The organism is Sphingosinicella humi (assembly GCF_003129465.1).
In the GTDB taxonomy this organism is placed as follows: Bacteria; Pseudomonadota; Alphaproteobacteria; order Sphingomonadales; family Sphingomonadaceae; genus Allosphingosinicella; species Allosphingosinicella humi.
Genome location: NZ_QFFF01000002.1, coordinates 23,208 through 49,449, shown reverse-complemented (window position 1 = coordinate 49,449; position 26,242 = coordinate 23,208). Strand labels below are relative to the sequence as shown.

Sequence of the window (26,242 nt, the reverse complement as noted above, 5' to 3'; positions counted from 1 at the left end):
ACGACTGGCCGGTGGCAAAACTCGGGCTTCGGCTTCCGCCATTGCAGGCGGCGGCTTGTGATGCGATAGGCTCGTTCGTCGCGCGTGCCAATGCGGCGGGGCCAATGTTGCGGAAATCGTGAAGACGCTGAATCTCCTCTGTCGGACGGCCCTGCCCCTGCTGCTGTGCGCGCCTGCCGTGGCAGCAGCGCAGGAGACCAGCCCACCCCCATCCACCGGCGGAGAAGAGCGGACCGTCGATTTCAGCGCCGACCAACTCACCTATGACAGCCAGGCGGATATCGTCACCGCCAGCGGCGAGGTCCGGATGACGACCGAAGGCAATCGGCTCCGCGCCGACACCGTGGTCTGGAACCGCGAGACCGGCGAAGTGCGCGCCGAGGGCAATGTCCGCGTCGTCAACCCGCAGGGCGATGCCGCCTATGGCGACAGCATCGTACTGACCGACACCCTGCGCGACGGCATGGTCGACAACATGCTCCTCGTTCTGGAGGACGGCGGCCGCCTCGCCGCCGACCGGGCGGAACGGGATGACGGCCGCACCACCCTCTACCGCGCCGCCTACACGCCCTGCGCGGTCGTCGACAGCGAGGGCTGCCCCAGGGACCCCACCTGGAAGATCACCGCCGTCAAGGTCGTCCACGATCCGATCAAGAACCGAATCCGCTATGTAGGCGCGACGCTGAGCCTGTTCGGCATGCCGATCATCGGCCTCCCCGGCCTGTCGCATCCCGATGGGACTGAGGCCGGTGGCACCGGGCTGCTCGTTCCGGATATCAGGATCAGCCGCAGCAACGGGCTGGAGCTCAGCCTTCCTTATTATCTGAAGATCGCGCCTAACAAGGACGCGACGATCACGCCCCACATCTACACCGACGTGCTGCCGATGCTCGAAGGCCGCTATCGGCAGCTGACGGAGCTCGGCGCCTTTGAGCTCGGCGCCTATGTCACCCACAGCTCGCGCATCGGCCTCGACCCGCTCGGTTCGCCGACGCTGGATCGCAACGAAGGCATTCGCGCCTATTTGGAAGGCAGCGGCAAGTTCCAGCTCGACCCGGAGTGGAGCATCACCGCGTCCGGGCGCTACGTGACCGACCGTACATTCCTGCGCCGCTACGACATCTCCCGCGACGATCGCCTCCGCAGCGTCGTCAACGCCGAGCGGATCAACGAAGACAGCTATATCTCCATCGCGGGCTGGGCCTTCCAGGGGCTACGGCTTACCGACGTGGCCGGCCAGCAGCCGGTGGCGCTGCCGGCTGTGGACGCGCGTTTCCGCCTCGAAGATCCGGTGTGGGACGGCAATATCGAGCTTCAGGCGAACAGCCTCGCCATCCTCCGCACCGAGGGCCAGAACACACAGCGCGCCTTCGCCAGCGCGATGTGGGAGCGGCGGAGCATCACCGGCATGGGCCAGGAACTGACACTCACCGCCTATGGCCGTGGCGATATCTATCATACGAGCGACACGCTGCTCACGCCGATCGAGATGTATCGCGGCGAGGAAGGCTGGAGCAGCCGCGCGATCGGCGCGCTGGCGGCCGACCTCAAATGGCCGTTCATCGGCGAGTTTCTGGGTGGAACGCAGCGGCTGACGCCGCGAGTCCAGCTCGTCGCTACCCCGCCGACCGAAAATCTCGATATCCCGAACGAGGACGCGCGCGCGGTCGACCTCGAGGATTCGAACCTTTTCGCCCTCAATCGCTTTCCCGGCTACGACCGCTGGGAGGATGGCACGCGCGTCACCTACGGGGTCGAGTGGGCCCTCGATCTTCCCGGCACCGCCATCCGCACCACCGTCGGCCAGAGCTACCGCCTCGACGACAAGTCGAACATCTTTCCCGTCGGCACCGGCCTTTCCGACCAATTCTCCGATTTCGTCGGCCGGACCAGCGTCAAGCTCGGCCGCAAGCTCGACGTCGTCCACCGCTTCCGGCTCGACAAGGACAGCCTCGCCATCCGCCGCAACGAGATCGACGCTGTCGTCGGCGGCCGCCAGACCTATGCCACGATCGGGTATCTCCGCCTCAACCGCGATATCGATCCCGCGATCGAGGATCTGCGCGACCGGGAGGAGGTGAGGATCGGCGGGCGGGTCAAGTTCGCCAATTACTGGTCTGTTTTCGGTTCGGCGGTGGTCGATCTCACCAATCGTGAGGAGGACCCGCTTTCCGACGCCGACGGCTATGAGCCCGTCCGCCACCGCCTCGGCATCGCCTATGACGACGATTGTATCGAGATCGGCCTTACCTGGCGCCGCGACTATGAGACGACGGGCGACTTCCGCCGCGGCAACACTTTCCTTTTCCGCATCGCTCTCAAGAACCTGGGTCTTCAAAGGTGAACGGCCCCGCGCCCAATTATCGCTCCACATTTGGTGAAAGCGCGCTAGAAGAAGCCGGCGTTGGGGGCCGCGGGACCGATGCTGACGACCTGCTCAGCCTGGGTTCAGCAACTTCGCGGCACATGAACGGCTTCAATTTACTGGAGGAACGATGAAGCTCGGCACTTTTGGGAGGGCGGCGCTGATGCTCGCCGGGTCGGTGGCGGCCGCGACGGCGGTGGCGCAGACCGCGGGCGACCAGGGCGGCTCGGCCGATGTTCTCAACATCCCGGCCAATCCCGAGATCTTCGGCGACACCGATCCTTCGGTCGTGAAGGCGACGGCCATCGTCAACGGCCACGTCATCACCCGCACCGACGTCGATCAGCGCATGGCGCTTATCCTGCTCGCCAATCAGGCGACCGAGGTCCCACCCGAGGAGATGGAGCGGCTACGCGCCCAAGTGCTGCGCAACCTCGTCGACGAGACGCTGCAGATCCAGGCCGCCGAAGCCGCCGAGATCAAGGTTACGCAGAGCGAGATCGACAATTATTTCGGTCAATATGCGCAGAGCTTCGGCAGCACGCCGCAAGCTTTCGCCGAGATGCTGCGCTCCCGCGGCTCCTCGGACCGCTCGGTCAAGCGCCAGATCCACGGCGAAATGGCCTGGAGCCGGCTCCAGAGCAGCCGCATCGAGCCCTTCGTCAACGTCGGCGAGGAAGAGGTGCAGCAGATCATCGAGCGGCTCCAGGCTGCCAAGGGGCAGCAGGAGTATCGGATCGCCGAGATCTACCTGTCCTCGACGCCCGAGACGGCGGCCCAGGCCCAGGCCAACGCCGCGCGCATCGTCGAGCAGCTGCGGAACGGCGCGTCTTTCCCCGCCTATGCCCGGCAATTCTCCGAGGCATCGACGGCGGCGGTGGGCGGCGACCTCGGTTGGGTCCAGGCCGAGCAGCTGCCCCAGGCCCTGGCGGCGGCGGCCCAGAACCTGCCCGTGGGCCGGGTCAGCGATCCTATCGCCATTCCCGGCGGCTATTCGATCATCGCCGTCCAGGACACGCGCCAGATTCTCACCAACGATCCGCGCGACGCGGTGCTCAGCCTCAAGCAGCTCTCCATTACCTTCCCCGAGGGCATGACCCAGGCTCAGGCGGAGCCACTGGTGGCGCGCTTGGCCGAGACCGGCCAGACCATGGGCGGGTGCGGCAATGCCGAAAAGGCGGCCGCCGCGATCGGCGCCGAGGTCGTTTCCAGCGACCAGGTGCGGGCGCGCGACCTTCCCCGCGCCCTCCAGGACATGCTGCTCAGCATGAACATCGGCCAGGCGACGACGCCCTTCGGTTCCCTTGCGGACGGCGTGCGCATCCTCGTCCTTTGCGGCCGGGACGACCCGGTCCAGACCGATGGCCCCTCGTTCGACCAGGTCTACGCGCAGCTCAACGAGGAGCGGGTCAACCGCCGCGCTCAGCGGTATCTGCGCGACCTTCGTCGGGACGCGGTCGTCGATTATCGATAAAGGGGGCTGACCTTGTCGATGCCCCTCGCCGTCTCGCTGGGAGACCCTGCCGGCATCGGCCCCGAGATCATCGCCAAGGCCTGGGAGAGGCGGGAAACGGACGCCGTTCCGCCCTTCTTCGCCGTCGGCGACTGTGAGGCGATCGAGGAAGTGTGGAGCGGCCCGGTCCGGCCGATCACCGATCCGGCGGAATCCGTGCCTTCGTTCGGGACCGCCCTCCCCGTCATCCGCGTCGGCGGCGGCCATGCGGTGACGCCCGGTAGGCCCGACATGGAAGGCGCCCGCAACTCGCTCGACGCGCTTGAGATCGCCGTCGGTCTCGCCCGCTCGGGCGCAGCCTCCGGCCTCGTCACCGGCCCCGTCTCCAAGTCGCAGCTTTACGCCATCGGCTTCACCCATGCCGGCCAGACGGAGTTCGTCGCCGAACGCTGCGGCGTCTCCAGCGAGCTGGTCGCGATGATGCTGGTCGGGCCGAGCCTCAAGACCGTGCCGGTCACAGTCCACCTCCCCTTGCGCGAGGTTCCCGACGCGTTGACCAGCGATCGGATCGTCGCCAAGGCACGAGCGACCGTCCGCGGCCTCCAGCGCCAGTTCGGGTTCGAGCGGCCACGCCTGGCGGTAGCCGGCCTCAACCCTCATGCCGGCGAGGACGGCGCGCTGGGCCGCGAGGAGATCGACGTCATCATTCCCGCGATCGAGCAGCTCCAGAACGAAGGCTTCGACGTCAGCGGCCCCTACCCCGCCGACGCCCTGTTCCACGAGCGCCGCCGCGGGGATTACGACGCCGCGCTCTGCATGTATCACGATCAGGCGCTGGTGCCGCTGAAGACCCTCCATTTCGACGAGGGCGTGAACATGACCTTGGGCCTCCCCATCGTCCGCACCTCGCCCGATCACGGCACCGCCTTCGCCATCGCCGGCCGGGACGAGGCCGATCCTGGCGCAATGATCGCGGCGCTGAAGACCGCCGGAGCCTGCGCCCGGCGCATCGCTCAGGGGTGATCGACCTCCCGCCGCTGCGCGAAGTGATCGCCCGGCACGGCCTCAGCGCGTCCAAGGCGCTCGGCCAGAATTTCCTGCTCGACAGCCAGCTACTCGACCGCATCGCCCGCGCGCCGGGGCCGTTGGAGGGCGAGCGCGTCTACGAGGTCGGCCCGGGGCCCGGAGGCCTCACCCGCGCGCTGCTGAAAGCGGGGGCGCATGTCACCGCCGTCGAGCGCGACCGCCGCTGCCTCCCCGCGCTGGCCGAGCTGGACGCCGCCTCCGGAGGGCGCCTGCGGGTGATCGAAGGCGACGCCCTTGCCATCGACGAGGCGGCCGAGGCGGGCCCGGGCGCGCATATCGTCGCCAACCTACCCTATAATGTCGGGACCGCGCTGCTGGTCCGCTGGCTCGGCGGCGAGGCCTGGCCGCCTTGGTGGAAGTCGCTGACCCTGATGTTCCAGCAGGAAGTGGCCGAGCGGATCGTCGCCCGCCCGGGCGACTCGGCCTATGGCCGTCTCTCCATCCTCGCCCAGTGGCGGAGCGCGGCGCGGCTGGCGATGAAGGTCCATCGCTCGGCCTTCGTTCCCCCGCCCAAGGTGATGTCGGCGGTGGTCCATATCGTCCCCAAGGAGGCGCCCGCAGGCGTTTCGGCCGCGACCCTTGAGGCGCTCACCGGCGCCGCCTTCGGCCAGCGGCGCAAGATGCTGCGGCAAAGCCTCAAGGCCCTCCCGGGCGCGCTCGACGCGCTGGCCGCCACCGTCATCGACCCGGCCCGACGGGCCGAGACGCTGAGCGTGGACGATTTCGTGGCGGTGGCGCGCGCGATGGGGACGCGGCCCGGCGCCTAGTTGTCGTTTTCGGGAATCTTGGTCGCCGGCGCTTCCGCGGTCATCATCTCGGCGGGCGGCCCCTTGGCGATAACTCCGGCGAGGGTCGTCGCCTGCGGACAGGGGTTGCCGCACAGGGTCTTGATGCGGTCGAGGTTGCGCTTGGCCCGCTCCACCGCGCCGCGCTGCACCAGCGCTTCGCCTTGTCCCGCCAGTGCGCCGAGATCGTTCGGCTCCAGGACCAGCGCTTCGGAATAAAGCCGGATCGCCTTGCCCGGAAGCTTCTGAGCCTGGGCGACGCGGGCGAGGGCGACATAGGCCGGGCGGTTGCGCGGATCGACGACCAGCGCGGTCTCCAGGGCATCGATCGCCGCGTCATACTGGCCCGAAGCGGTGAGCGCCTCCCCCTGCTGCAGCAACGCCAGCGATTGCGGATCGATCTGGGCGTCGGGCCGCTGTCCGTGCCCGGCGCTCGCCATGGTGGCGAGGGCGATCGCGACGGAAAGGGCGATGGGGGTAAGGCGCATCAAAATCTCCATAACCTGCCGCCGGCAAGCTTAGCATGGCGCCCGCCAGCGCGCGACGAAAAAGCCATCGGTCCCATCATGGGCGGGAGACAGCAACGCCCCCTCCCCCGACCGACGTCCGCCCGCCATATCAGGCACTTCCGATACGAAGCCTGAATGGCGCCCGGCAAAGGCTGCCGCCTGGCCGCGCCCCTCCGCCTCCAGCAGGGAGCAGACGGCATAGACCAAATGACCGCCCGGACGCAGCAGTTCCGCCGCAATGTCGAGAAGCCGTGCCTGGAGCGAGACCAGACGATCGAGCCGCTCGGGCGTCAGCCGCCAGCGCAGCTCGGGATTGCGACGCCACGTCCCGGTGCCCGAGCAGGGCGCGTCGACCAGCACGATATCGGCTGTGCCGCCGAGGTCGGCGAGCGCCGCCCTTTCGCGGCCCGGATCGAGCAGACGCGTCTCGACGATCGACACGCCCGCGCGCTCGAGACGGGGCACCATCCGCGACAGGCGGGCTCGATCCGTATCGGCGGCGACGATCCTACCGCGGTCGCCCATCTCGGCGGCGAGGGCGAGCGTCTTGCCTCCTGCGCCGGCGCAGAGGTCGAGGACGGTCATTCCCGCCTCCGCACGGCAGGCGAGGGAAAGGAGCTGGCTGCCTTCGTCCTGGACTTCCACCAGCCCCGTCCGCCAGGCATCCGTCGCCTCGACCTGGAAGCCGTCGGGCAAGCGCAGACCGATCGGTGAAAGGCGGGCCCGTTCCGCTTCCGGAAAAGCGACGAGCGCTTCATCGCGCGACCCTTCCAGCCGGTTGACGCGCAAATCGAGCGGCGCCCGCCCGAGCATCGCGGCCAGTTCGGCGTCATCGATCAGCGGATCAAATTGGTCGCGCAGCCAGTCCGGGGCTGCGCTCGCGAGGGCTGGCTCCTCTTCAGCGTCCGCCGGTGCGGGACCGTGAGGCGATCCGTCGAACAGCGCAGCAAGCTCGGGGGCGGCATCGGCGAGGCCGAGCATCGCGGCGCGGCCGGAGGCTGGCCTTTCCCCCGATCTCCTGATCGCCCGATAAACAAGCTCCCGCACGGCGCGCCGGTCCTTGGACCCGGCATAGCGGCGGCTCTTGAAATAGCGGGCGATGACCGTATCCGCCGCCGCCCCGCCTTCGCGCGAAGAAGCGATGATCTCGTCAAGCAGCTCGATCGCCGCCTGCATGCGGGCTGAAGGCTTCACGCGAAGGACTCCGTTCGTCCCGAGCGAAGTCGAGGGGCGGGTGTGATGGCTGCGTGCCGGCGCGCCTCGACTCCGCTCGGCTCGAACGATTCATCTACCATCCAGCGCGACGGACAACGTCTATCGCGTCGGATAATTGGGAGCCTCGCGCGTGATGGCGACGTCGTGGACATGGCTTTCGCGAAGGCCGGCATTGGTGATGCGGATGAACTGGGCGCGAGTCCTGAGCTCCTCGATGGTCGCCGCGCCGGTATAGCCCATCGCCGCCTTCACGCCGCCGACCAGCTGGTGGATCACGTCCTTGGCGTGGCCCTTGTACGGAACCTGGCCCTCTATGCCTTCCGGCACCAGCTTCAGATGATCCTTGATGTCCTGCTGGAAATAGCGGTCGGCCGAGCCTCGGGCCATGGCACCCACCGATCCCATGCCGCGATAGCTCTTGTAGCTGCGCCCCTGATAAAGGAACATCTCGCCGGGCGCTTCCTCGGTGCCGGCGAGCAGCGAGCCGATCATCACCGTCGAGGCGCCCGCCGCCAGCGCCTTGGCAAGGTCGCCGCTGGTGCGCAGGCCACCGTCGGCGATCACGGGCGTGCCGCTCTTCGCCGCTTCGTTGGCTGCGTCCATGATGGCGGTGAGCTGGGGCACGCCGACGCCGGCGACGACGCGCGTGGTGCAGATGGAACCGGGCCCGATGCCCACTTTCACCGCGTCCGCACCCGCGCCGATAAGAGCTTTGGTCGCTTCCGCGGTGGCGACGTTGCCGGCGACGATCTGGACGGCGTTGGAACGCTTCTTCACCCGCTCCACGGCGGCCGCGACCTCGCGGTTATGCCCGTGGGCGGTGTCGATGACGATGAGGTCGCATTCGGCGTCGATCAGGGCTTCGGTGCGCTCGAACCCCTTGTCGCCCACCGTGGTCGCAGCGGCGACGCGCAGACGTCCCGACGCGTCCTTGGTCGCGTTGGGATAGTTCACCGCCTTCTCGATGTCCTTGACGGTGATGAGGCCGATGCAGCGCCGATTGTCGTCCACCACGAGCAGCTTTTCGATGCGGCGCTGGTGAAGCTGGCGCTTGGCTTCTTCCTGGGTTACGCCGGGACCCACGGTGACGAGATTCTCGCTGGTCATCAGTTCGGCGACGGGCTGGCGCGGATTCTCGGCGAAGCGGACGTCGCGGTTGGTGAGGATGCCGACGAGACGCCCGTTCTTCTCCGTGATCGGGATGCCGGAGATGCGGTGCCGCGCCATCAGCTCCAGGGCCTCGGCCAAGGTCTGGTCGCCGGTCATGGTGATGGGGTTCACCACCATGCCGCTTTCGAACCGCTTGACGGCGCGCACGGCCGCCGCCTGCTCTTCGACCTCGAGGTTGCGGTGAAGGACGCCCATGCCGCCGAGCTGCGCCATGACGATCGCCATGTCCGACTCGGTAACCGTGTCCATGGCCGAGGAGAGGATCGGGATGTTGAGCGCGATCTCCCGCGTCACCTGTGTCCTGGTATCCGCCTGGCTGGGTAGCACGTTCGATTCGCCGGGCTTCAGAAGCACGTCGTCGAAGGTGAGCCCCAGGCTGATGTCCATAGATCTTTCTCGCGTGTCGGGATTCGGTGCCGCTACATAGGAAGGTAAGGGCCGAAGCGCTAGCGCCCCGGCCGATACTGTTCGGGATCGGCCATTTTTCGGCCGAGCGCGATCAGCAACTCGGTGTCCTCGGCCGCGCCTTCCAGCACCAGCGGCCGCTTCAGGTCGTCTTCCGGCTGGTGATAGGGGCCGCCGAGAAAATCCCCCAGCACCTTCATATCGGAGAAGGAGCCGCCGACCATCACGGTTGGCACGCCGGCACGAGTCAGCACCCAGCCATCCTGTCGCTGGACCAGGGCGTTGGCCTCGTCGTCCGTGTCGACTTCGCGCCCGAGCTCGCGTGCGCTCGAGTCGACCAGCGGGTCGAGCGGCGTCATGCCTCGCCCGACGATCGCGACCGGCTCACCGAGGCCGGCGATCGCCACGGTGTCGATGTTGATTGCCGCCACCAGCGAGTCGAGCGAGACGGTCGGGTTCTGCGCGAAATATTCGGCGCCCAGCAGCCCCATCTCCTCGGCCGTCGTGCCCATGAACAGGATATCGCGCGCCGGCCGCGCCCCTTCCGCGATGGCGCGGGCGATCTCGATCAGCATGGCGATGCCACTGGCATTGTCGACAGCGCCGTTGCAGATGCGGTCCTTGGCGCTCTCCGGCCGGCAGATGCCGAGATGATCCCAGTGACCGAGATAGAGAACGCTCTCGCCAGTGTCGCCGCTGCCGCGCAGCCGGCCGATCACATTGTGAGATTTGTAGGATCGCACTTCGGTCGAGACGTCGAACGAGGCGATGAGGTCGAGCGCCAGCGGCTTGAAGGCGGGGTCGGCCGCGCCGGCGACATTGCCGCCGCCCACCTCGACCAGCCTCTCGCCAGCCCCCAGCAGCATGACCCCGCCGATCAGCGCGCGCGGATCGGTATCGAGCCGCGTCTGCCCGTGCGCATAGGCGCCGGTCACGGCCGACCAGGGAATCTCGTCGTCCATGATCCCGATGACGGCGGCGGCGCCGGCCTTGGCCAGCGCCTTGGCGCGCTCGCCGTAATCGGGCCCGCCCTTGGGCGTTTCATAGAGAAGCAGCGCCACCGCTCCCTTCAGGTCGGCGCCGGCGATCTGCTCCGGCAAGCCGTAGCCAACGAACCAGACCGGGGCGTCGCGCAGCACTTCTTTGGGACTGGCACCCAGAAGAATGACGTCCTTCGTGTTGAAGGCGATCGGCGTTCCGCCGGCCGTCCAGAGCGTGCGATGACCGTGGGGCCTCCGCTCGGTCAGCGGCACGGGCTGGTACCAGCCATGATCGCCCGCTCCTGGCTCGAGGCCGACCTGCTGGAACTGCTCGGCGATGTAGAGAAGCGTCTTGTTCTCCCCCTCCGTCCCCGGCTTGCGCCCCTCATAGGCATCGCTCGCCAGCACCTCGATGTGCCGCCGCATCTGCTCGACGCCAACGGTAGGCGTTTCGGCATGAAGGATAGCGGGGATGAGGCCGAGAAGCGGGGCGGCGCGCAGCAAAACTCTTGAAACCATGCAATCGCTTAAGCCGTCACGCCCACCGCTGGCAAGCGACACCCCTCCCGTCATCCCGGCGAAAGCCGGAACCCAAGAACACAGCCGCCAATCCCGAAAACCACGGATTGGTCATCCACCTGATCGAATATCTTTTCGGATCGGCAATAAGCCGAAAGCTTCTAGCGCCGCGCCCGGGCGAGAACGGACCGGGCAGCGTCGACATGCAGAGTCTCGATCATCCGACCCTCGAAACGCTCCGCCCCGCCAGTGGCCGCCGCGATCAGCCGCTCGGCCGCGGCCACTTCGTCCTCGCTCGGACCGAAAAGGCGGTTGGCGGTGTCGATCTGGCTCGGGTGGATCAGCGACTTGCCGTCATAGCCGAAGGCGCGTCCCTGGCGACACTCCTCGGCCAGCCCGTCATCGTCCTCGAGTCGGTTGTAGACGCCGTCGAACGCCGCGATGCCGGCGGCGCGGGCGGCGAGCACCACCGTCTGCAGCGCGTGCGACAGGCCCTCGCGCCCTGCCCCCGCCGGCATTCCAAGGTCGGCGGCAAGGTCGTTGGTGCCGATGATGAGCGCAGCCGCACCGAGCGCGATCGACGGCGCCGCGAGTACGCCGGCGGCCGTCTCGATCATCGCCAGCATCGGCTTTTCCGTGAGCTGTCCGGCGTCGTGGAGCTGACGCGGGTCGGTCACCTTGGGCAGGATGATATAGTCGGCCGCGCCGCGCCGTAAGGCGACGATATCCTCTCCGAAAGGCTCGCTTCCCGTCGCATTCACTCGGATCGCGGTCGGCCGCCCCCCGAAGCCGGCCCGCGCCGCCTCGGCCGCCGCCCGCCGAGCCTCGGCCTTGTCCTCCGGCTTCACCGCATCTTCGAGGTCGAGAACGATCATGTCGGCCGCGAGGCTCCGCGCCTTCTCGATGGCGCGGGGATTGGAAGCGGGCAGGAACAGAAGGGAGCGGCAATGCCGGAGGTCTGTCGTGAACATGGCGCCGATTCTGCTTGGAAGCGGGCCCGCTTGTCTACATTATATCCGGCATCGCGATGGGGGGAGTGGATATGATGGAAGCAACCGCACTGTTCTTCGTCCTGGCTCTAGTCATCATCTACCTGATGGCCAGCATCAAGATCGTGCGGCAAGGCTATCAATACACGATAGAATATTTCGGACGCTTCACGACCGTCGCGCGCCCCGGCTTCAATTTCTACCCGGCCTTCTTCTATCGCGTCGGCCGGAAGGTGAACATGATGGAGCAGGTGCTCGACATCCCTGGGCAGGAGATCATCACCAAGGACAACGCCATGGTGTCGACCGATGGCGTGGTCTTCTTCAACGTGCTGGACGCGGCGAAGGCCGCTTACGAAGTCTCCGATCTGTACGTCGCCATCCTCAACCTCGTGACCACCAATTTGCGCACGGTAATGGGCTCGATGGATTTGGACGAGACCCTCTCCAAGCGCGACGAGATCAACGCACGGCTGCTCCACGTCGTCGATGATGCGACCACCCCCTGGGGCGTCAAGATCACCCGCGTCGAGGTGAAGGACATCCGCCCGCCCGCCGACATCGTCAACGCCATGGCCCGTCAGATGAAGGCGGAGCGCGAGAAGCGCGCAGCCATCCTCGAGGCGGAGGGCCTGCGCGCTTCCGAGATCCTCCGCGCCGAAGGCGACAAGCAGTCCCAGATTCTCGAAGCCGAGGGCCGCCGCGAGGCCGCCTTCCGTGACGCCGAGGCCCGCGAGCGCCAGGCCGAGGCGGAGGCGAAGGCGACGCAGGTGGTGTCCGACGCCATCGCCGGCGGCAACAACCAGGCGCTCAATTATTTCGTCGCCCAGAAATATGTCGAGGCGGTCGGCAAGTTCGCCGCGTCCCCCAACGCCAAGACCATCCTCTTCCCGGTCGAGGCGACCCAGCTCATCGGCACCCTGGGCGGCATCGGCGAGATCGCCCGCGATGCACTGGCCGGCAACGCCGCAGCCACGCCGCCCGTGCCCAAGCGGCCCGGCCCCTTCGAGGGAAGCGGCCAATGAATTTCGACGGCATCGACCCGCATTGGATCTGGCTGATCGCCGCGGCCGTGCTCGGCATCGCCGAGCTGTTGATGCCGGGCGTGTTCCTGATCTGGCTGGCGGCGGCGGCGGCCGTCACCGGCTTCGCGGCGCTGCTACTGGGCATGCCGCTCGCCTTCCAGTTCGCTCTGTTCGCTCTGCTGGCGATCGCCGCCGTCTATGTCGGCCGCCGCTGGTATGCGAGCAACCCGGTCGAGAGCAGCGACCCCCTCCTCAACGACCGCGCCGCCCGCCTCATCGGCGAGACCGTCACCGTCGTCACCGCCATTGAGGGCGGTCACGGCCGGGTCCGGGTCGGCGACGGCGTCTGGAGCGCCCGCGGCCCCGACGCCGAAGTCGGCACCCGCGTCCGCGTGGTCGGCGCCGAAGGCACGTGCCTGAAGGTCGAGACGCTCGGAATTCCGCAGCAACCGACGAATTAGAACTGCTCTCTTCGGGGAACCGGGGCTACCTGCGGCTGACCATAGAGCCGATTAAGTGGCGCATGGAACGCTAGGTTGATCGAGATCGTTTTCTCCTTATCGCCGGTTAGTCCCCCTCCCGCAGGCGCCGGTGACTGAGAGACGGCTTTTTACGTGCTCCCGCTTGCCAGGATGGAGCACATCATGGCGCGCTCGCAATCGATCCAACCCTCGAACCTGGAACACTTCCTCGACAGGCTCACACGCCGCTCTGTCCTGACGGACGAAGAGCAGAAGGCGATCCTCGATCTGCCCGCCTATGCGGCACAGGTGCCCGCAAACCGGGACTTCGTGCACCTCGGAGAGCGAGTCGATCATGTCTCCCTGGTCGTCGAAGGGATTGTCGGCCGCTTCGGCCAGAATAGCGAAGGCGAGCGTCAGATCACGGCCATCCACCTTCCGGGCGACATGGCCGACCTCCACTCGGTCGTGCAGCCCGAGGGCACGTCCGCCCTTCAGGCGCTCTCAACGACGACGATCCTCCGGATTCCGCACGCCTCCTTGCGAACGCTGGCCGCACGCTTCCCGGCCATTGCCGAAGCCTTCTGGCGCGATTGCATGGTCGACGCCTCGATCCTTTCGCAGTGGGTCGTCAATGTCGGCCGCAGGGACGCCCGGGCACGCATGGCCCACCTCTTGTGCGAGATGGCGATCCGTTGCGGAGCGCGCGACAAGGGCGAGCGGCAGTTCAAGTTCCCGCTGACGCAGGTGCATTTGGGCAACGCGCTCGGCTTGACCTGCGTCCACGTCAACCGAACGCTGAAGGCGCTTCGCGACAATGGTCTGGTGACCCTTCGGGGGCGGACGGTGCACATCCTCGACTGGGAGGCGCTCGCCAGGGCCGGCGATTTCGACCCCGCCTACCTCCACGCGGACAACGATCCGGAGCAGAGATTACGGATTGTGGCCGCCGCTTGAGGCGCCACTTGCGGGCGGACGTTCGGCTATGCGCGTGAACACCGATGGCAAATCGGGTATACCGGCTTGCGGCTGGCTCCATTTCGATTGGCGTTGCTACGTTTCTACCCGCTGGTTCGCGACAATGCCGCGGTCAGAATTGCAGGGAGGCGAGCATGTGGAGACCTCCTTTACCTGATGCCATGATCGAGCGGGGACTCTCGATCGTCACGACAGCTGCAGCTTCAAGGCTGTTCGCGATCATTCTCGCCGTCGATGCGACCCTGATAGTTATCCACATCTATGTCGTTTCCTGGACGTATCACTGGGACACGACCTGGACCAAGATCGATCAGGAAGACAGTATTTCAGAGGCCTGGGAGAATCTGAAGCTGATCCTGTCGGGAATGGCTTTGCTACTGTCGGCCGCTGTCACGCGCCGGGTGGCCATGCTGCCTCTGGCATTGGGCCTTCTCTATCTGGCGGTCGACAATCATTTCGCGATTCATGAGCGGATCGGGGCTCGGATGAATGACAGACCTCTCCTGGGGGAGATTGTCTTCTCGGCCGCTCTCGCGCTGACGCTTGGAGCCATCGCGGCGCTCTCGGCTTACTTTTCCTCACAAAGGGAAAGAGGGGCCGTATTGGCAATCGTGGTCTGCCTGACCCTGTTCGGAGGCTTCGCGGTCGGCGCGGATGCGGTCCACTACATCTTCCATGAAAGCCCCCTCCTCAATCAGCCGCTCACCGTTGTGGAAGACGGAGGAGAGCTTCTCGCCATCTCGGTTCTGACGGCGATCTGCGTCGTCATAGTCAGGCAGGACCTCGCTCGACGCCCTGTTCGGGCCCAAGCGCGCGTGACGATCATAAGAGAGGAGGAATTGGCGCCATAGAAAAGGGGCGCCCCGGCCTTGGCCGACGCGCCCCTGTTCGGGTTCCCTCACCCGGCCTCAGGCCGCGTGCGGAGCCGCTTCCCTCACGCTCTGGTCGACATGGGCTTCGAACTTGGCGAAATTGTCGATGAAGAGCTTCACCAGCTTGGCCGCGGTCGCGTCATAGTCGGCCTTGTCGGCCCAGGTCTCGCGCGGATCGAGGATGGCGCTGTCGACCCCCGGCACGCTCACCGGCACCTCGAAGCCGAAATTCTCGTCGGTGCGGAACTCGGCATTTTTGAGGCTGCCGTCGAGCGCTGCGTTGAGGAGCGCGCGGGTGGCCTTGATCGGCATGCGTTTGCCGACGCCATATTTGCCGCCCGTCCAGCCGGTGTTGACCAGCCAGCAATCAACATTGCCCTTGGCGATCCGCTCCTTGAGGAGGTTGCCGTAGACGCTGGGGTGACGCGGCATGAAGGGGGCGCCGAAGCAGGTCGAGAAGGTCGCTTCCGGCTCCGTGACGCCAATCTCGGTGCCGGCGACCTTGGCGGTGTAGCCGGAGAGGAAGTGATACATGGCCTGGTCGGGCGTCAGCTTGGCGATCGGCGGGAGCACGCCGAAAGCGTCCGCGGTCAGCATGACGATGTTCTTCGGCACCGGGCCCATATTGTGCTCGGACGCATTGGGGATGAAGTCGATCGGATAGGCGCCGCGGCTGTTCTCGGCGAGGCGATTGTCGTCGAGGTCGAGCTCGCGAGTGACCGGGTCGATCACGACATTCTCGAGCACCGTGCCGAACCGCTTGGTCGTCGCATAGATCTCCGGCTCCGCCTCCGCCGACAGCCGGATCATCTTCGCATAGCAGCCGCCCTCGAAGTTGAAGACGGCAGTGTCCGACCAGCCATGCTCGTCGTCGCCGATGAGGGTGCGGGAGGGATCGGCGGAGAGGGTCGTCTTGCCGGTGCCCGACAGGCCGAAGAAGACGGCGGTGTCGCCGTCGGGGCTGATATTCGCCGAGCAGTGCATCGGCATCACGCCCTTCACCGGCAGGAGATAGTTGAGCACGCCGAAGACCGACTTCTTCATCTCGCCGGCATAACGGGTGCCGCCGATGAGGATCATCTTCTCGGTGAGGTTGACAGCGATCACCGTCTCCGAGCGGCAGCCATGGCGGGCGGGGTCGGCGCGGAAGCTCGGCAGATCGATGATCGTGAATTCGGGGACGAAGCCTTCCAGCTCCGAGGCGTCCGGGCGCACGAGCATGGTGCGGATGAACTGGTTGTGCCAGGCGAGTTCGTTGATGACGCGGACGCGGACGCGATGCTCGGGCTGCGATCCGCCGTAAAGGTCGGCGACGAACAACTGGTCCTTCTTCGCGACCTCGGCCAGGAAATCCGCCTTCAGCGCCGCGAAATGCTCCGGTGTGATCGCGGCGTTGTTGTCCCACCAGATCGTGTCCTCGGTCTCCGAGTCGCGGACGGTGAACTTGTCCTTGGCGGAGCGGCCGGTGTGCTTGCCGGTCTCGACGACCAGCGGACCGTCCTTGGCGAGGATGCCTTCGCCGCGGCAAACCGCCTGCTCGACAAGCGCCGGAGCGCCGAGATTCCAGTGCAGTTCGGCGTTGGTCTCAAAACCTTGTTCGGCAAGCCCGTGGGCGGGCACGCGATTGGCCACGATGATCTCCTGTTTGAATCGAACGATAGGCGACCAGAACGCGCCGCCAACCTGTTGCGGGTCCGCATATATATAACCCAGGCGCCCGTCAAAAGCGAAGCTCGCCGGCCGGTTGCGGGCATGCGCCGCTTTGGATAGAGCCTTGGCCTATGCGGCGGGAGGCGTGCCAATGTCGACAGTGATCGCCCTCGTCGACGACGACAGGAACATCCTGACCTCGGTCTCGATCGCCCTCCAGGCGGAGGGGTTCATCACCCGCATCTATTCGGACAGCGAGGCGGCACTGAAGGCCCTGACCGAGAACCCGCCCGATCTGGCCGTGCTCGACGTCAAGATGCCGAAGCTCGACGGCATGGAGCTGCTCCGCCGCTTGCGGGAAAAGAGCGCCGTCCCCGTCATCTTCCTCACCTCCAAGGACGACGAGCTGGACGAAGCGCTCGGCCTCGCCATGGGCGCGGACGATTACATCGCCAAGCCTTTCTCCCAGCGCCTGCTCATCGCCCGCATCCGCGCGGTCCTCCGTCGGGCCGAAATGCGCGCGACGCCGCCCGCGGGCGAAGAGGAAGCCGAGCCGGTGCAGATCGTCCGCGGTCGCCTCGCCATGGACCCGGCGCGTCACCGCGTCACCTGGGACGGCAAGGACGTGACGCTGACCGTCACCGAATTCATGATCCTGGAGGCACTCGCCCAGCGGCCGGGCGTCGTGAAGTCGCGCAACCAGCTGATGGACGTCGCCTATCAGGACGATATCTATGTCGACGACCGCACCATCGACAGCCATATCAAGCGCCTCCGCCGCAAGTTCCGCGCCGTGGACGGAAGCTTCGGCGCGATCGAGACGCTCTACGGCGTGGGCTACCGCTTTGCCGAGGAGTGACGAGCGCGAGCTGGCGCTGCGCTGGTCGGGGCGCCTGTCGCTCACCCAGCGCATCCTCGCCGTCAACATCTTCGCGCTGGTCATCCTCGCCGGCAGCTTCTTCTATCTCGACAGCTACCGTAACCGCGCCACGGAGGACCGGCTAAGGCAGATACGAACCGAGGCGCAGTTGATCGCCGTTGCGCTGCAGGCGACGCCGCCGGACGCCCGAAAGCCGCTGCTTAACCGCCTCGGGCAGGAATCGGGCACGCGGCTGCGAGTCTACGCCGCTTCGGGCAGCAAGCGGATGGACAGCTGGGCCGGCGCTCCCGCGACTTACACCCTGCGCAACCCGGCCATGGAACCCTGGGACAAGCAGGCCGCGCGAGTCCTCGATGCCCTTGTCGATGCTGTCGTTGGGGCGGAGCGCCCCCCGCCCCTCGTGCCGGACCCCGATGAAAATCTTGCCAACTGGCCCGAGGCGCGGATCGCACTGGCGCATGGGCGTTCGACGGTCGCGTTCCGCGAAGCTCCTGAGGGTTCTCCCTTTCTTTCCGCCGCCGCGCCCATTGCCGGGGATCATGTGCTCCTCGTCACCAGCAATGCGCGCGATATCCGCACGCGGGTCAGGAGCGAAAGGCTGACGCTCGGCTTTATCCTCGCCGGCACGATCCTCCTGTCGGTGCTGTTGTCGCTCTTCCTGGCGCGGACGATCGCGCGGCCGCTGAGGCGGCTGGCGCGGGCGGCTCATAGAGTCCGGCTGGGGCGCGCCCGGGAGGTGGACGTACCGCTCCTTCCCGCCCGCCGCGACGAGATCGGCCTCCTCGCCCGCGCGCTGCACGACATGACGCATTCGCTCCGCTATCGGATCGACGCGACGGAGGCCTTCGCCGCCGACGTCACCCATGAGCTCAAGAACCCCCTCGCTTCGCTTCGCTCCGCCGTCGATAGTCTCGACCGGGTCGAGGATCCGAAGCTTCGGGCGCAGCTGCTGGACGTGGTCCGCAACGACGTCGTCCGACTCGACCGCCTCGTCGTCGACATCGCCGAAGTGTCGCGCCTCGATGCCGAGCTTTCCCGGGCCCGTTTCGAATCGGTGGACCTTGGCCATCTGGTCGAGTCGCTCCTGGGCCTGTGGGAGCCTCGGGCCGCTGAACGCGGCGTCCGCATCGCCTTCGCCCGTCCCCGCGTCGGCACCGCCGTTGTTCAGGGCGAGGAATCCCGCCTGGCCCGCGTCTTCGACAACCTCGTCGACAACGCCATCTCCTTTTCGCCCGAAGGCGGGCTCATCGAGATCGCCGCCGCCCGCATCGATCAGGATGTCGTTGTCAGCATCGAGGATGAGGGACCGGGTGTTCCCCAGGAGGGGCGTGAGGCGATCTTTAACCGCTTCCACAGCATCAGGCCGGAAGGTGAGGCCTTCGGCCGCCACTCCGGCCTCGGGCTCGCCATCGTCAAGGCGATCGTCGAAGGGCATGATGGCCGGATCATGGTCGAGGATCGCCATGACGGGCGAACGGGAGCCCGTTTCGTGATACGCTTTCCAGGGGTAATCGCATGACCGGACCGTCCCTCTCCTCCGAAACGCTCCACGTCTCCTGCGTCGCCAAGGATGGCCGGGCGATCCTCATCGCCGGCCGTTCCGGCGCCGGAAAGTCCGACCTCGCGCTGCGCCTCATCGACCGGGGCGCCAAGCTGGTGAGCGACGATTACACCGTCCTCAAGCGGGTGGACGGGCGGCTGGTCGCCACGCCGCCGCGAAACATCGCCGGAAAGATGGAGGTGCGCGGCGTCGGGCTCATCGAGTTCGATGCGGTCGGCGACGTGCCCGTTTGCCTCGCCGTCGATCTCGACCGCGATGTCGAGCGTCTCCCTGAAATGCACGACCCGCTGGTGGTGGCGGGCGTCAAGGTGCCGGTGATCGGGCTCAGCGCGCTCGAGCCGTCCGCGCCCGTCAAGGTGGAGCTGGCGCTCGCCCAATTCGGACTCACGGTGACGTGACGAAGGGCGCCACTCCCAAGCGGATCCTGCTCGTCACCGGCCTCTCGGGCGCCGGCAAGTCGACCGTCCTTCGCACCCTCGAGGATAGCGGCTGGGAAGTGGTGGACAACCTGCCCCTGTCGCTGCTCGAGCATCTGCTGTCGACGCCCCTCGCCAAGGCCAGTGGCAGGCGACGCCGGCCGCTGGCGATCGGCATCGACAGCCGCACGCGCGATTTCGACGCTCAAGAGATCGTCCAGCAGATCAAGACGCTGGCGGACGAATCCCATTATCCGATCGAGACGCTGTATCTGGACTGTGGCGGTTCGGAGCTGCTGAGGCGCTTTTCGGAGACGCGGCGCCGCCATCCGCTCGCGCCCGATCGTCCCGCCACCGACGGCATAGCCGCCGAGCGCGACCTGATGGAGCCGCTGCGCCGCTGGTCCGATTATATCATCGACACCACCGACACCGACTCGAATGCCCTCCAGCAGCAGATCCGCGATCGCTTCGGCGGCACCAAGGCGCCCTATCTCCACGTCATGTCCTTTGGTTTTGCGCGGGGGCTGCCCCGCAACGCCGACACCGTCTTCGACATGCGCTTCCTCAAGAACCCGCACTGGGAGGACGATCTCCGCCCTCTGACCGGTCTCGATCCTGCCGTGGCCGATTATATCGCGACCGACGAGGGCTATGAGGAAGCGGTCAGCCGGATCGAGGAACTGTTGCTGATGCTCCTTCCCCGCTACCGCCGCGAGGGAAAAGCCTATGTTTCCATCGCTTTTGGCTGTACCGGCGGGCGCCACCGTTCGGTACATGTCGCCGAACGGGTGGCATCACGGTTGCGCGATGCCGGATTTTCGCCCACGGTCGAACATCGCGACCTCGCATCCCGACCACGGGATCCGGTTGAGGGACAGCCGGCTGCGGGGGGCCAGCGCGCGGAGATGAAAGACTAAGCCAAGGTGTTCAAATGATCGGTTTGGTGCTGGTGACGCACGGCAGGCTCGCCGCCGAGTTCGTCGTCGCCATGGAACATGTTGTAGGGCCGCAGCAGCGGATCGAAGCCATCTGCATCGGCCCCGACGACGATATGGAAGCGCGGCGCAACGATATCGCGCAGGCAATCGCGAAGGTGGATGACGGGTCGGGCGTCATCGTGCTGACCGACCTGTTCGGCGGGACTCCTTCCAACCTCGCCATCTCGCTGATGAAATCCGAGTCGGTCGAGGTCATCGCCGGCGTGAACCTGCCGATGCTGATTCGCCTCGAAGGCGCCCGCAAGACGATGGAAGTGAAGGCTGCGGTCGCGGCTGCCCGCGAGGCGGGGCGCAAATATATCTCCGTTGCCTCGGAGATTTTGGGGGAAGCGGCCTGAGCATGGCTAGCCGCACGGTTGAAGTCACCAACAAGCGCGGTCTCCACGCTCGAGCGAGCGCCAAGTTCGTCACGCTGGCTACCGAGTTGTCCGCGACGATCGAGGTGGAGAAGGACGGAACCAAGGTCTGCGGCACCTCTATCATGGGGCTGATGATGCTCGGCGCCGCCATGGGCGACGCCATCACCATCACGGCCGCGGGCGACGGTGCGGAGGCCGCTGCCGACGCACTGGCGGATCTGGTCGAGGCCAAGTTCGGCGAGGAATGATGTTCATCGTCATTGCGAGCGTAGCGAAGCAATCCAGACTGGCTTCGACGGCGACGGACTGGATTGGTTCGTCGCTCCGCTCCTCGCAATGACGAGACCCTAGTCCATGCCCCGCGAGATCACCGCCTTCTCCAATCCGCTCGTCAAGGACGTCCGGGCCCTTCGCGAAAAGAAGGGACGACGGCGCCAGGGCATGTTCATCGCCGAGGGGCTGCGCATCCTGACCGAAGCGCGCGAGGCGGGGCGGCTGCCGGCTATCCTCTTCTACGCCAAGGGCACGAACCATCCGCTGCTCGCAGCCCTGATCGCCGAGGTCGAGGCCGCGCACGGCGACGTCATCGAGACCAATGCCGACATTCTCCACAAGCTGAGCGGCAAGGAGAATCCGCAGACGGTGCTCGGCGTCTTCCGGACCTGGGACACGAGCCTCGACCGGATCGACCGCGCCTGCGCCGACCTGTGGATCGTGGCCCAGGCGCTGCGCGATCCGGGCAATCTCGGTACCATCCTGCGCACCGGCGACGCCGTCGGCGCGGGCGGGCTGATCCTGGTCGACGAGTGCGTCGACCCCTTCTCGGTCGAGGCGGTGCGGGCGACGATGGGGGCGCTCTTCACCCAGACGATCGCCACCACTGGCTGGCCGGATTTCATCCCCTGGCTCCGGGCCGGCGAGGGCGAGCTGATCGGCACCAGCCTCAACACCGCGCTCGACTATCAGGAGCCGCGCTACCGCAAGCCCGCCTTCATCCTGGTCGGCAACGAGGCGCAGGGTCTTCCCTCTACCTACGAGGCCGAGTGCGACACGCTCGTGAAGATCCCGATGCGGGGCAAGGCCGACAGCTTGAACGCGGCGGTGGCGACCGCGGTGATGGCCTATGAGGTCATCAACCAATGGCGCCACGCCGGGAACAAGTGAGTCCGTTCACGCGCTTCCCGCCTATGAGAGCCGTTACCGTGCCGAAATGGCCTGCCTGGCTGCTGCTGGCCGCCACCGGCGCCTGCGCCTATCCCGCCACGACCCCTCCGTCGCCGATTGGCGAAGAGGCGGTGTATCGCGCGCTTGGTCAGGAACCGGGCTGGACGGTAACGATCGCGGAAGATCGGATCGATTATGTGGGCGACTATGGCGAAACGCGGATCACCGTGTCGGCGCCCGATCCGCGCACGACCTTCAACGGCCACCGCTATGAGACCGAGCGGCTGATCGTCGACGTCACCCACAGCCGCTGCAACGACGCCATGAGCGGTCATGGTTATGCCGACACGGTAATGGTCGTCGCCGACGGCCAGACCCTTCACGGCTGCGGCGGCCAGCGCTGGCCCGATTGGGACATGTGAGCCCGAACCCTTCGCAGCCTTCCTGTCACCTGCTCCGTTCGTCCCGAGCGAAGTCGAGGGGCGCTGGCACAGAGTCATCACACACGCCCCTCGACTGCGCTCGGGACGAACGGGTCAGCATAGGCCCGTTAGCCCCCTATTCCGCAGCCTCGGCTTCGTCCTGGGCACTAAGTTTCGTGAGGGCCCGCGGGGTGGTGTCGATCACCGGCAGCGGGTCGATCTCCTTCCCGCCATGCGCCACTTCCAACGCCTCGAAGCGCTTGGCCTGGGTGAGGACCTGGCTCTCGAGGCTGCCGACGAAGCTGTTATAGGCGCCGGTCGCCAGTTCGAGGTTCCGGCCGAGCTTGACGACGTGACTGCCCATCGTGGCGAGGCGCGAATGGAGCTCCTTGCCCAGCCGGGCAATCTCGGCCGCTTCCTCGGCCAGTTTCTCCTGGCGCCAGACGCTGGCGACGGTGCGGGCGATGGCGACGAGATTGGTCGGTGTCGCTAGCAGGACGCGGCGCTCGAACGCCCATTCCCATAGCCCTTCATCCTGCTCCAGCGCGGCGGTGAGGAAATGTTCGCCGGGAATATACATGACGACATAATCGGCGGCGTCGCCGAATTGCTGCCAATAAGCCTTGCCGCCAAGCTGCATCGCATGATTGCGGAGCGACGCGGCATGCGCCTTGAGATGCCCCGCGCGGGCGACCTCGTCGACCTCGTCGGCGGCGTCCAGGAATGCGTTCAGAGAGCATTTGGCATCGATGATGATGTTACGGCCGCCGGGCAGCTTGACGACGACGTCCGGCCGCAAGCGCCCTTCCTCGGTCTCCACCGATACCTCGGATTCGAAATCGATGTAAGAAGATAGGCCGGCTTGTTCCAGGACATTGCGAAGACTTTGCTCGCCCCAGCGGCCCCTCGCCTTGGGGCTGGAGCGGAGCGCGTTGACCAGTTTCGCCGTTTCGTCCCGCACCTGACTCTGGCCCGACCGGACCAGCTCGACCGCCGCCTTCAATTCGCCATAGGTGCCGACGCGATCCTTTTCGACACGCGTGAGATTCTCCTCGTAGCGCTTCAAGGTCGCCTCGACCGGCTGAAGAAGCGTCTTCAGCTTCTCCTCGCTCTTCTCGCCGGCCTGGTTGAAGCGGGCATCGGCGCGCTCCAGGAATTGCTTTTGCGCCTCGCCGAGCAGCTTGCCGCCGATCTCGCCGAACTGGGCCGAAAGCGCCTCGCGCGCTTCCTTGAGCTCCTTGAGCTGCGCCTCGAAGGCGCGCTGCCGTTCCTCCTGCGCCGAGGCCAGACGAGCGCATTCCGTCCGCGCCTCGCCGCATTCGCGCCGAGCCTCCTCCAGCTGGGCTGAGAGCAGCGGCACCTGCTTCGCCCGCTCCTCGGCAGCGGCGAGATCGGCGATCGCCTTGCGGAAATCGTCGAGCCGCGCGTCCCGCTCCTCGCGATAGGCGGCAGCCTGGCGGCTGCCGGCGAACCAGCCGACGCTGAGGCCGGCGAGGAGCGCCACCACGACAAAGATGACCGGATCCATTGGCTCCCCCTCAATCGGAACGAATAGCGAACCTAAAGCAGGCGCCGCTGTGGCTCAAGGGGGTCGGGAACCGCGATGCTCAAAAATCCGTTCGCCTTCCGAACCGAGACAGGAGATCCGTCATGTCCATCGCCAAGATGATCGCCGCGCATCCGCAAGTCGGCGGCGATCTCAACGAGCCGCTCGCGCTGGCGGTGCGGCACGCCATGTTCTGCGCCGCGATCTGCACCAGCTGCGCCGACGCCTGCGCTGCTGAGGAAATGGACATGCGGCAATGCATCCGCACCTGCCTCGATTGCGCCGATGTCTGCGACGCGACGTTCAAGTTGGCGACGCGGCGGACCGGCTCGAACGAGCTGTTGCTCCAGGAGATGCTGCAGCTCTGCGTCACCGCCTGCGACATCTGCGCGGAGGAATGCGCCCGCCACGACCATGAACATTGCCGGCTTTGCGCCGAGATGTGCCGCGAGTGCGCGCGCGACTGCCGCGCCGCGCTCGAGACCTTCTGATGGAGCAGGGTCGGGCACGCAACCCGATGGGCGCGCGATGCATTATGACTTCATGACCAAGAGTGCTTTCCCCTTGCTGTCCGCCTCGGTCGCGCTTGCCGCCATGACGTCACTCAGCGCCTGCGGCGGTGGCCAGGCTACAGACAATGCAGCCCAGCCAGCAGACGAACTGGCCCAGCAGAATGCTGCGATCGCGATCCCTCCATCGGAGACCGATGCGCCACCTCCGCCGCCGACAGCGTCAGAGGTGGGCAATGAGAATGAGGGCGTGGGCGACGCCAGCAGCCATCGCCTGCCGCCGCCCGGCGCCTTCCGCTTCGTGGGATTATGGGCCGCCGAGGCCGGTATGTGCGATGGCCAGGCCTGGCGCTTCACACGCGAGAGCCTGGAAACGCCGGCCGGCTCGGTTTGCAAGTTCGTGAATGCTGTACAGGCCGATGGCGGCTACGATATCTCCGCGCGCTGCACGTCGGAGGGACCGCCGGTCGATGACAATCTGAAGATCCGCTTCGCCGAATCCGCCCAGGCGATGCTGTTCGAGGCCGAGAGCATCGCCGATGCGGGGCTTATCTATTGCGGTCCAGCGGAGTGAGAGGCGTCGGAAGCGAATTCCGAAACTAGCGTCATCCCGGCGAAAGCCGGGATCCAAGGACACCCAGGTAAGAAAGAAGAGCGGCTAATCCGCTGATTAACCGGCAACGCGGTATTCTTGGGTCCCGGCTTTCGCCGGGATGACGCGGGGATTAGGCGGCGCGTTTTGCTAATTCTTTGCGTGTCTTGGCGAGCTTCTTTAGCACCATGTCACGCTTCAGGCGGGAGAGATGGTCGATGAAGAGAATGCCCTCCAGATGGTCCATCTCGTGCTGGAGGCAGATGGCGAGGAGGCCGTCCAGCTCTTGCTCACGGGCCTTGCCCTGCTCGTCCAGCCAGCGGGCGCGGATCCGGTCCGGGCGATCGACCTCGGCATATTGGTCGGGCACCGAAAGACATCCTTCGGTGTAGGACTGAAGCGTCTCCGAAGCCCAGACGATCTCGGGATTGATGAAGACCCTGGGATCGCGGACGGGATCGCCGCCCTCCTCTTCCGGTTCTTGTAGGTCGATGACGAGGACCCGCTTCGGCACGCCGACCTGGATGGCCGCGAGGCCGATCCCGGGCGCGGCGTACATCGTTTCGAACATGTCGGCGATAAGCGCCCTCAGATCGTCGTCAACCGTCTCAACAGGCGTGGAAATCTGCCGCAGCAGCGGGTCGGGAGTCTCGATGATCGGAAGCAAGGCCATGCCGATTCAGCTAGGTATGGAGAAGACCGCCGTCAAGGCGCTAGGCCACCGGTCGTCGTGCCCTCAGCGCCTGCGCCAGCGTGCCTTCGTCAAGATAGTCGAGCTCGCCCCCAACAGGGAGGCCGTGCGCCAGCTGGGTCAGGCGAATGGGATAGGATTCCAGCCGCTCGGCCAGATAATGGGCGGTGGTTTGACCCTCGAGGGTCGCGTTCATCGCCAGCACGACCTCGTCGATGCCGCCGGCGGCTACGCGGGCGATCAGGCTGTCGATGGCCAGATCCTCGGGCCTTACTCCCTCTAGCGCTGAAAGACGCCCGCCAAGTACATGAAAGCGACCGGGAAAGAGGTGGGACCGGTCGAGTGCCCAGAGGTCCGATACCTCCTCGACGACGCACAGCAGACGAGCGTCGCGGCGCGGATCGGCGCAGATGCCGCAGGGGTTGGTCGTGTCGACGTTACCGCAGATGGAGCAGACGGCGAGGGCCTCGTTCACTCGTTCCAGAGCGCGGAGCAAGGGCGCCATCGCCGTCTCGCGCTTCTTCATGAGATGCAGCACCGCGCGGCGGGCCGAGCGTGGCCCAAGGCCGGGAAGGCGGGCCAGCGCCTGCGTGAGGGCGTCGATCTCGGGCGAGGTCATGGCCGGGGCATAAGGCGGGA

The 26,242-nt window shown here is 66.4% G+C and carries 27 protein-coding genes; 18 read left to right on the top strand and 9 right to left on the bottom strand.

The window, feature by feature from the left end; all coding sequences use genetic code 11:
• Window positions 1-118 precede the first annotated feature (118 nt).
• From DF286_RS13570 to rsmA, 4 genes are all read left to right on the top strand, one after another.
• The gene (locus DF286_RS13570; protein ID WP_424141259.1) at window positions 119-2,344 is read left to right on the top strand and encodes an LPS-assembly protein LptD; all 2,226 of its coding nucleotides are present in this window, start codon (window positions 119-121) and stop codon (window positions 2,342-2,344) included.
• A gap of 151 nt (window positions 2,345-2,495) precedes the next feature.
• Window positions 2,496-3,839 carry a peptidylprolyl isomerase gene (locus tag DF286_RS13565; RefSeq protein WP_109272230.1) on the top strand — a complete coding sequence of 448 codons (1,344 nt, stop codon included), beginning with the start codon at window positions 2,496-2,498 and terminating at the stop codon, window positions 3,837-3,839.
• Window positions 3,840-3,857: 18 nt separating this feature from the next.
• Window positions 3,858-4,841, top strand: a complete 984-nt coding sequence (pdxA, locus tag DF286_RS13560; RefSeq protein ID WP_109272229.1) for a 4-hydroxythreonine-4-phosphate dehydrogenase PdxA — start codon at window positions 3,858-3,860, stop codon at window positions 4,839-4,841.
• Window positions 4,838-5,671 carry a 16S rRNA (adenine(1518)-N(6)/adenine(1519)-N(6))-dimethyltransferase RsmA gene (gene rsmA / locus DF286_RS13555; RefSeq protein WP_109272228.1) on the top strand — a complete coding sequence of 278 codons (834 nt, stop codon included), beginning with the start codon at window positions 4,838-4,840 and terminating at the stop codon, window positions 5,669-5,671. Before pdxA ends, rsmA begins: the two co-directional genes overlap by 4 nt.
• Here rsmA and DF286_RS13550 read toward each other — a convergent pair.
• From DF286_RS13550 to DF286_RS13530, 5 genes are all read right to left on the bottom strand, one after another.
• Window positions 5,668-6,177, bottom strand: coding sequence for a tetratricopeptide repeat protein (locus DF286_RS13550; RefSeq protein ID WP_109272227.1), 510 nt, complete (start codon window positions 6,175-6,177; stop codon window positions 5,668-5,670). The two genes, rsmA and DF286_RS13550, sit on opposite strands and share 4 nt — an antisense overlap.
• Window positions 6,178-6,207: 30 nt before the next feature.
• The gene (locus DF286_RS13545) at window positions 6,208-7,392 is read right to left on the bottom strand and encodes an RsmB/NOP family class I SAM-dependent RNA methyltransferase (RefSeq protein ID WP_109272226.1); all 1,185 of its coding nucleotides are present in this window, start codon (window positions 7,390-7,392) and stop codon (window positions 6,208-6,210) included.
• Between the two features lie 120 nt (window positions 7,393-7,512).
• Window positions 7,513-8,970 (bottom strand): IMP dehydrogenase, encoded by a 1,458-nt coding sequence (guaB, locus tag DF286_RS13540; RefSeq protein WP_109272225.1) that lies wholly within the window; start codon window positions 8,968-8,970, stop codon window positions 7,513-7,515.
• Between the two features lie 59 nt (window positions 8,971-9,029).
• Window positions 9,030-10,487: a M28 family peptidase gene (locus DF286_RS13535; protein WP_158274701.1), complete on the bottom strand. Its 1,458-nt coding sequence runs from the start codon at window positions 10,485-10,487 to the stop codon at window positions 9,030-9,032.
• Window positions 10,488-10,648: 161 nt separating this feature from the next.
• Window positions 10,649-11,458: an HpcH/HpaI aldolase/citrate lyase family protein gene (locus DF286_RS13530; RefSeq protein ID WP_109272223.1), complete on the bottom strand. Its 810-nt coding sequence runs from the start codon at window positions 11,456-11,458 to the stop codon at window positions 10,649-10,651.
• A 74-nt stretch (window positions 11,459-11,532) separates the two neighbouring features.
• Between DF286_RS13530 and DF286_RS13525 the strand changes: the two genes are divergently transcribed.
• From DF286_RS13525 to DF286_RS13510, 4 genes are all read left to right on the top strand, one after another.
• Entirely contained in the window at window positions 11,533-12,501 is a 969-nt protein-coding gene (locus tag DF286_RS13525; protein WP_109272468.1) for an SPFH domain-containing protein, read from the top strand.
• A complete protein-coding gene (locus DF286_RS13520) occupies window positions 12,498-12,962 on the top strand; it encodes an NfeD family protein (protein WP_109272222.1) in 465 nt (154 codons plus the stop codon). The genes DF286_RS13525 and DF286_RS13520 overlap by 4 nt, the downstream gene beginning before the upstream one ends.
• A gap of 183 nt (window positions 12,963-13,145) precedes the next feature.
• Window positions 13,146-13,919: a Crp/Fnr family transcriptional regulator gene (locus tag DF286_RS13515; protein ID WP_109272221.1), complete on the top strand. Its 774-nt coding sequence runs from the start codon at window positions 13,146-13,148 to the stop codon at window positions 13,917-13,919.
• Window positions 13,920-14,074: 155 nt separating this feature from the next.
• Entirely contained in the window at window positions 14,075-14,791 is a 717-nt protein-coding gene (locus DF286_RS13510; protein WP_146193638.1) for a hypothetical protein, read from the top strand.
• Window positions 14,792-14,848: 57 nt separating this feature from the next.
• Here DF286_RS13510 and DF286_RS13505 read toward each other — a convergent pair whose 3' ends face one another.
• On the bottom strand, window positions 14,849-16,444 hold the full coding sequence (locus DF286_RS13505; protein WP_109272219.1) for a phosphoenolpyruvate carboxykinase: 1,596 nt from the start codon (window positions 16,442-16,444) through the stop codon (window positions 14,849-14,851).
• 169 nt (window positions 16,445-16,613) lie between these two features.
• Between DF286_RS13505 and DF286_RS13500 the strand changes: the two genes are divergently transcribed.
• The 8 genes from DF286_RS13500 (at window position 16,614) to DF286_RS13465 (ending at window position 22,265) form a co-directional block, all read left to right on the top strand.
• On the top strand, window positions 16,614-17,321 hold the full coding sequence (locus tag DF286_RS13500; protein ID WP_109272218.1) for a response regulator transcription factor: 708 nt from the start codon (window positions 16,614-16,616) through the stop codon (window positions 17,319-17,321).
• On the top strand, window positions 17,308-18,861 hold the full coding sequence (locus DF286_RS13495) for a sensor histidine kinase (RefSeq protein ID WP_109272217.1): 1,554 nt from the start codon (window positions 17,308-17,310) through the stop codon (window positions 18,859-18,861). The genes DF286_RS13500 and DF286_RS13495 overlap by 14 nt, the downstream gene beginning before the upstream one ends.
• Window positions 18,858-19,301, top strand: coding sequence for an HPr kinase/phosphorylase (locus tag DF286_RS13490; RefSeq protein WP_109272216.1), 444 nt, complete (start codon window positions 18,858-18,860; stop codon window positions 19,299-19,301). Before DF286_RS13495 ends, DF286_RS13490 begins: the two co-directional genes overlap by 4 nt.
• Entirely contained in the window at window positions 19,298-20,239 is a 942-nt protein-coding gene (gene rapZ, locus DF286_RS13485) for an RNase adapter RapZ (RefSeq protein ID WP_243444883.1), read from the top strand. The genes DF286_RS13490 and rapZ overlap by 4 nt, the downstream gene beginning before the upstream one ends.
• A 14-nt stretch (window positions 20,240-20,253) precedes the next feature.
• Window positions 20,254-20,658: a PTS sugar transporter subunit IIA gene (locus DF286_RS13480; RefSeq protein ID WP_109272215.1), complete on the top strand. Its 405-nt coding sequence runs from the start codon at window positions 20,254-20,256 to the stop codon at window positions 20,656-20,658.
• 2 nt (window positions 20,659-20,660) lie between these two features.
• On the top strand, window positions 20,661-20,927 hold the full coding sequence (locus tag DF286_RS13475) for an HPr family phosphocarrier protein (protein ID WP_109272214.1): 267 nt from the start codon (window positions 20,661-20,663) through the stop codon (window positions 20,925-20,927).
• Window positions 20,928-21,033: 106 nt separating this feature from the next.
• A complete protein-coding gene (locus tag DF286_RS13470) occupies window positions 21,034-21,843 on the top strand; it encodes a TrmH family RNA methyltransferase (protein ID WP_109272213.1) in 810 nt (269 codons plus the stop codon).
• A 38-nt stretch (window positions 21,844-21,881) separates the two neighbouring features.
• A complete protein-coding gene (locus DF286_RS13465) occupies window positions 21,882-22,265 on the top strand; it encodes a hypothetical protein (protein WP_109272212.1) in 384 nt (127 codons plus the stop codon).
• 136 nt (window positions 22,266-22,401) lie between these two features.
• On the opposite strand, the gene DF286_RS13460 is transcribed toward DF286_RS13465, so the two are convergent.
• Window positions 22,402-23,793, bottom strand: coding sequence for a DNA recombination protein RmuC (locus DF286_RS13460; RefSeq protein WP_109272211.1), 1,392 nt, complete (start codon window positions 23,791-23,793; stop codon window positions 22,402-22,404).
• Window positions 23,794-23,915: 122 nt separating this feature from the next.
• Between DF286_RS13460 and DF286_RS13455 the strand changes: the two genes are divergently transcribed.
• Together DF286_RS13455 and DF286_RS13450 are read left to right on the top strand one after the other, a co-directional pair.
• Complete coding sequence (locus DF286_RS13455; protein WP_109272210.1) at window positions 23,916-24,302, top strand: four-helix bundle copper-binding protein; 387 nt, start codon at window positions 23,916-23,918, stop codon at window positions 24,300-24,302.
• A gap of 52 nt (window positions 24,303-24,354) precedes the next feature.
• On the top strand, window positions 24,355-24,894 hold the full coding sequence (locus DF286_RS13450; protein WP_146193637.1) for a hypothetical protein: 540 nt from the start codon (window positions 24,355-24,357) through the stop codon (window positions 24,892-24,894).
• Window positions 24,895-25,045: 151 nt separating this feature from the next.
• Here the strand turns inward: DF286_RS13450 and def are convergent, their stop codons facing one another.
• Window positions 25,046-25,585 carry a peptide deformylase gene (gene def, locus DF286_RS13445; RefSeq protein ID WP_109272208.1) on the bottom strand — a complete coding sequence of 180 codons (540 nt, stop codon included), beginning with the start codon at window positions 25,583-25,585 and terminating at the stop codon, window positions 25,046-25,048.
• A 40-nt stretch (window positions 25,586-25,625) separates the two neighbouring features.
• Entirely contained in the window at window positions 25,626-26,222 is a 597-nt protein-coding gene (recR, locus tag DF286_RS13440) for a recombination mediator RecR (RefSeq protein ID WP_109272466.1), read from the bottom strand.
• Window positions 26,223-26,242: the final 20 nt, after the last annotated feature.

What these genes read in the sequence shown, in the direction of transcription:
- DF286_RS13525 (WP_109272468.1), top strand. Translation starts at nt 11,533, where the DNA reads ATGGAAGCAACCGCACTGTTCTTCGTCCTGGCTCTAGTCATCATCTAC.
- recR (WP_109272466.1), bottom strand. Translation starts at nt 26,222, where the DNA reads ATGACCTCGCCCGAGATCGACGCCCTCACGCAGGCGCTGGCCCGCCTT.
- DF286_RS13565 (WP_109272230.1), top strand. Translation starts at nt 2,496, where the DNA reads ATGAAGCTCGGCACTTTTGGGAGGGCGGCGCTGATGCTCGCCGGGTCG.
- DF286_RS13550 (WP_109272227.1), bottom strand. Translation starts at nt 6,177, where the DNA reads ATGCGCCTTACCCCCATCGCCCTTTCCGTCGCGATCGCCCTCGCCACC.
- def (WP_109272208.1), bottom strand. Translation starts at nt 25,585, where the DNA reads ATGGCCTTGCTTCCGATCATCGAGACTCCCGACCCGCTGCTGCGGCAG.
- DF286_RS13520 (WP_109272222.1), top strand. Translation starts at nt 12,498, where the DNA reads ATGAATTTCGACGGCATCGACCCGCATTGGATCTGGCTGATCGCCGCG.
- DF286_RS13455 (WP_109272210.1), top strand. Translation starts at nt 23,916, where the DNA reads ATGTCCATCGCCAAGATGATCGCCGCGCATCCGCAAGTCGGCGGCGAT.
- guaB (WP_109272225.1), bottom strand. Translation starts at nt 8,970, where the DNA reads ATGGACATCAGCCTGGGGCTCACCTTCGACGACGTGCTTCTGAAGCCC.
- DF286_RS13480 (WP_109272215.1), top strand. Translation starts at nt 20,254, where the DNA reads ATGATCGGTTTGGTGCTGGTGACGCACGGCAGGCTCGCCGCCGAGTTC.
- DF286_RS13490 (WP_109272216.1), top strand. Translation starts at nt 18,858, where the DNA reads ATGACCGGACCGTCCCTCTCCTCCGAAACGCTCCACGTCTCCTGCGTC.
- DF286_RS13460 (WP_109272211.1), bottom strand. Translation starts at nt 23,793, where the DNA reads ATGGATCCGGTCATCTTTGTCGTGGTGGCGCTCCTCGCCGGCCTCAGC.
- DF286_RS13530 (WP_109272223.1), bottom strand. Translation starts at nt 11,458, where the DNA reads ATGTTCACGACAGACCTCCGGCATTGCCGCTCCCTTCTGTTCCTGCCC.
- DF286_RS13475 (WP_109272214.1), top strand. Translation starts at nt 20,661, where the DNA reads ATGGCTAGCCGCACGGTTGAAGTCACCAACAAGCGCGGTCTCCACGCT.
- DF286_RS13510 (WP_146193638.1), top strand. Translation starts at nt 14,075, where the DNA reads ATGTGGAGACCTCCTTTACCTGATGCCATGATCGAGCGGGGACTCTCG.
- DF286_RS13500 (WP_109272218.1), top strand. Translation starts at nt 16,614, where the DNA reads ATGTCGACAGTGATCGCCCTCGTCGACGACGACAGGAACATCCTGACC.
- DF286_RS13535 (WP_158274701.1), bottom strand. Translation starts at nt 10,487, where the DNA reads ATGGTTTCAAGAGTTTTGCTGCGCGCCGCCCCGCTTCTCGGCCTCATC.
- DF286_RS13515 (WP_109272221.1), top strand. Translation starts at nt 13,146, where the DNA reads ATGGCGCGCTCGCAATCGATCCAACCCTCGAACCTGGAACACTTCCTC.
- DF286_RS13450 (WP_146193637.1), top strand. Translation starts at nt 24,355, where the DNA reads ATGACCAAGAGTGCTTTCCCCTTGCTGTCCGCCTCGGTCGCGCTTGCC.
- DF286_RS13470 (WP_109272213.1), top strand. Translation starts at nt 21,034, where the DNA reads ATGCCCCGCGAGATCACCGCCTTCTCCAATCCGCTCGTCAAGGACGTC.
- pdxA (WP_109272229.1), top strand. Translation starts at nt 3,858, where the DNA reads ATGCCCCTCGCCGTCTCGCTGGGAGACCCTGCCGGCATCGGCCCCGAG.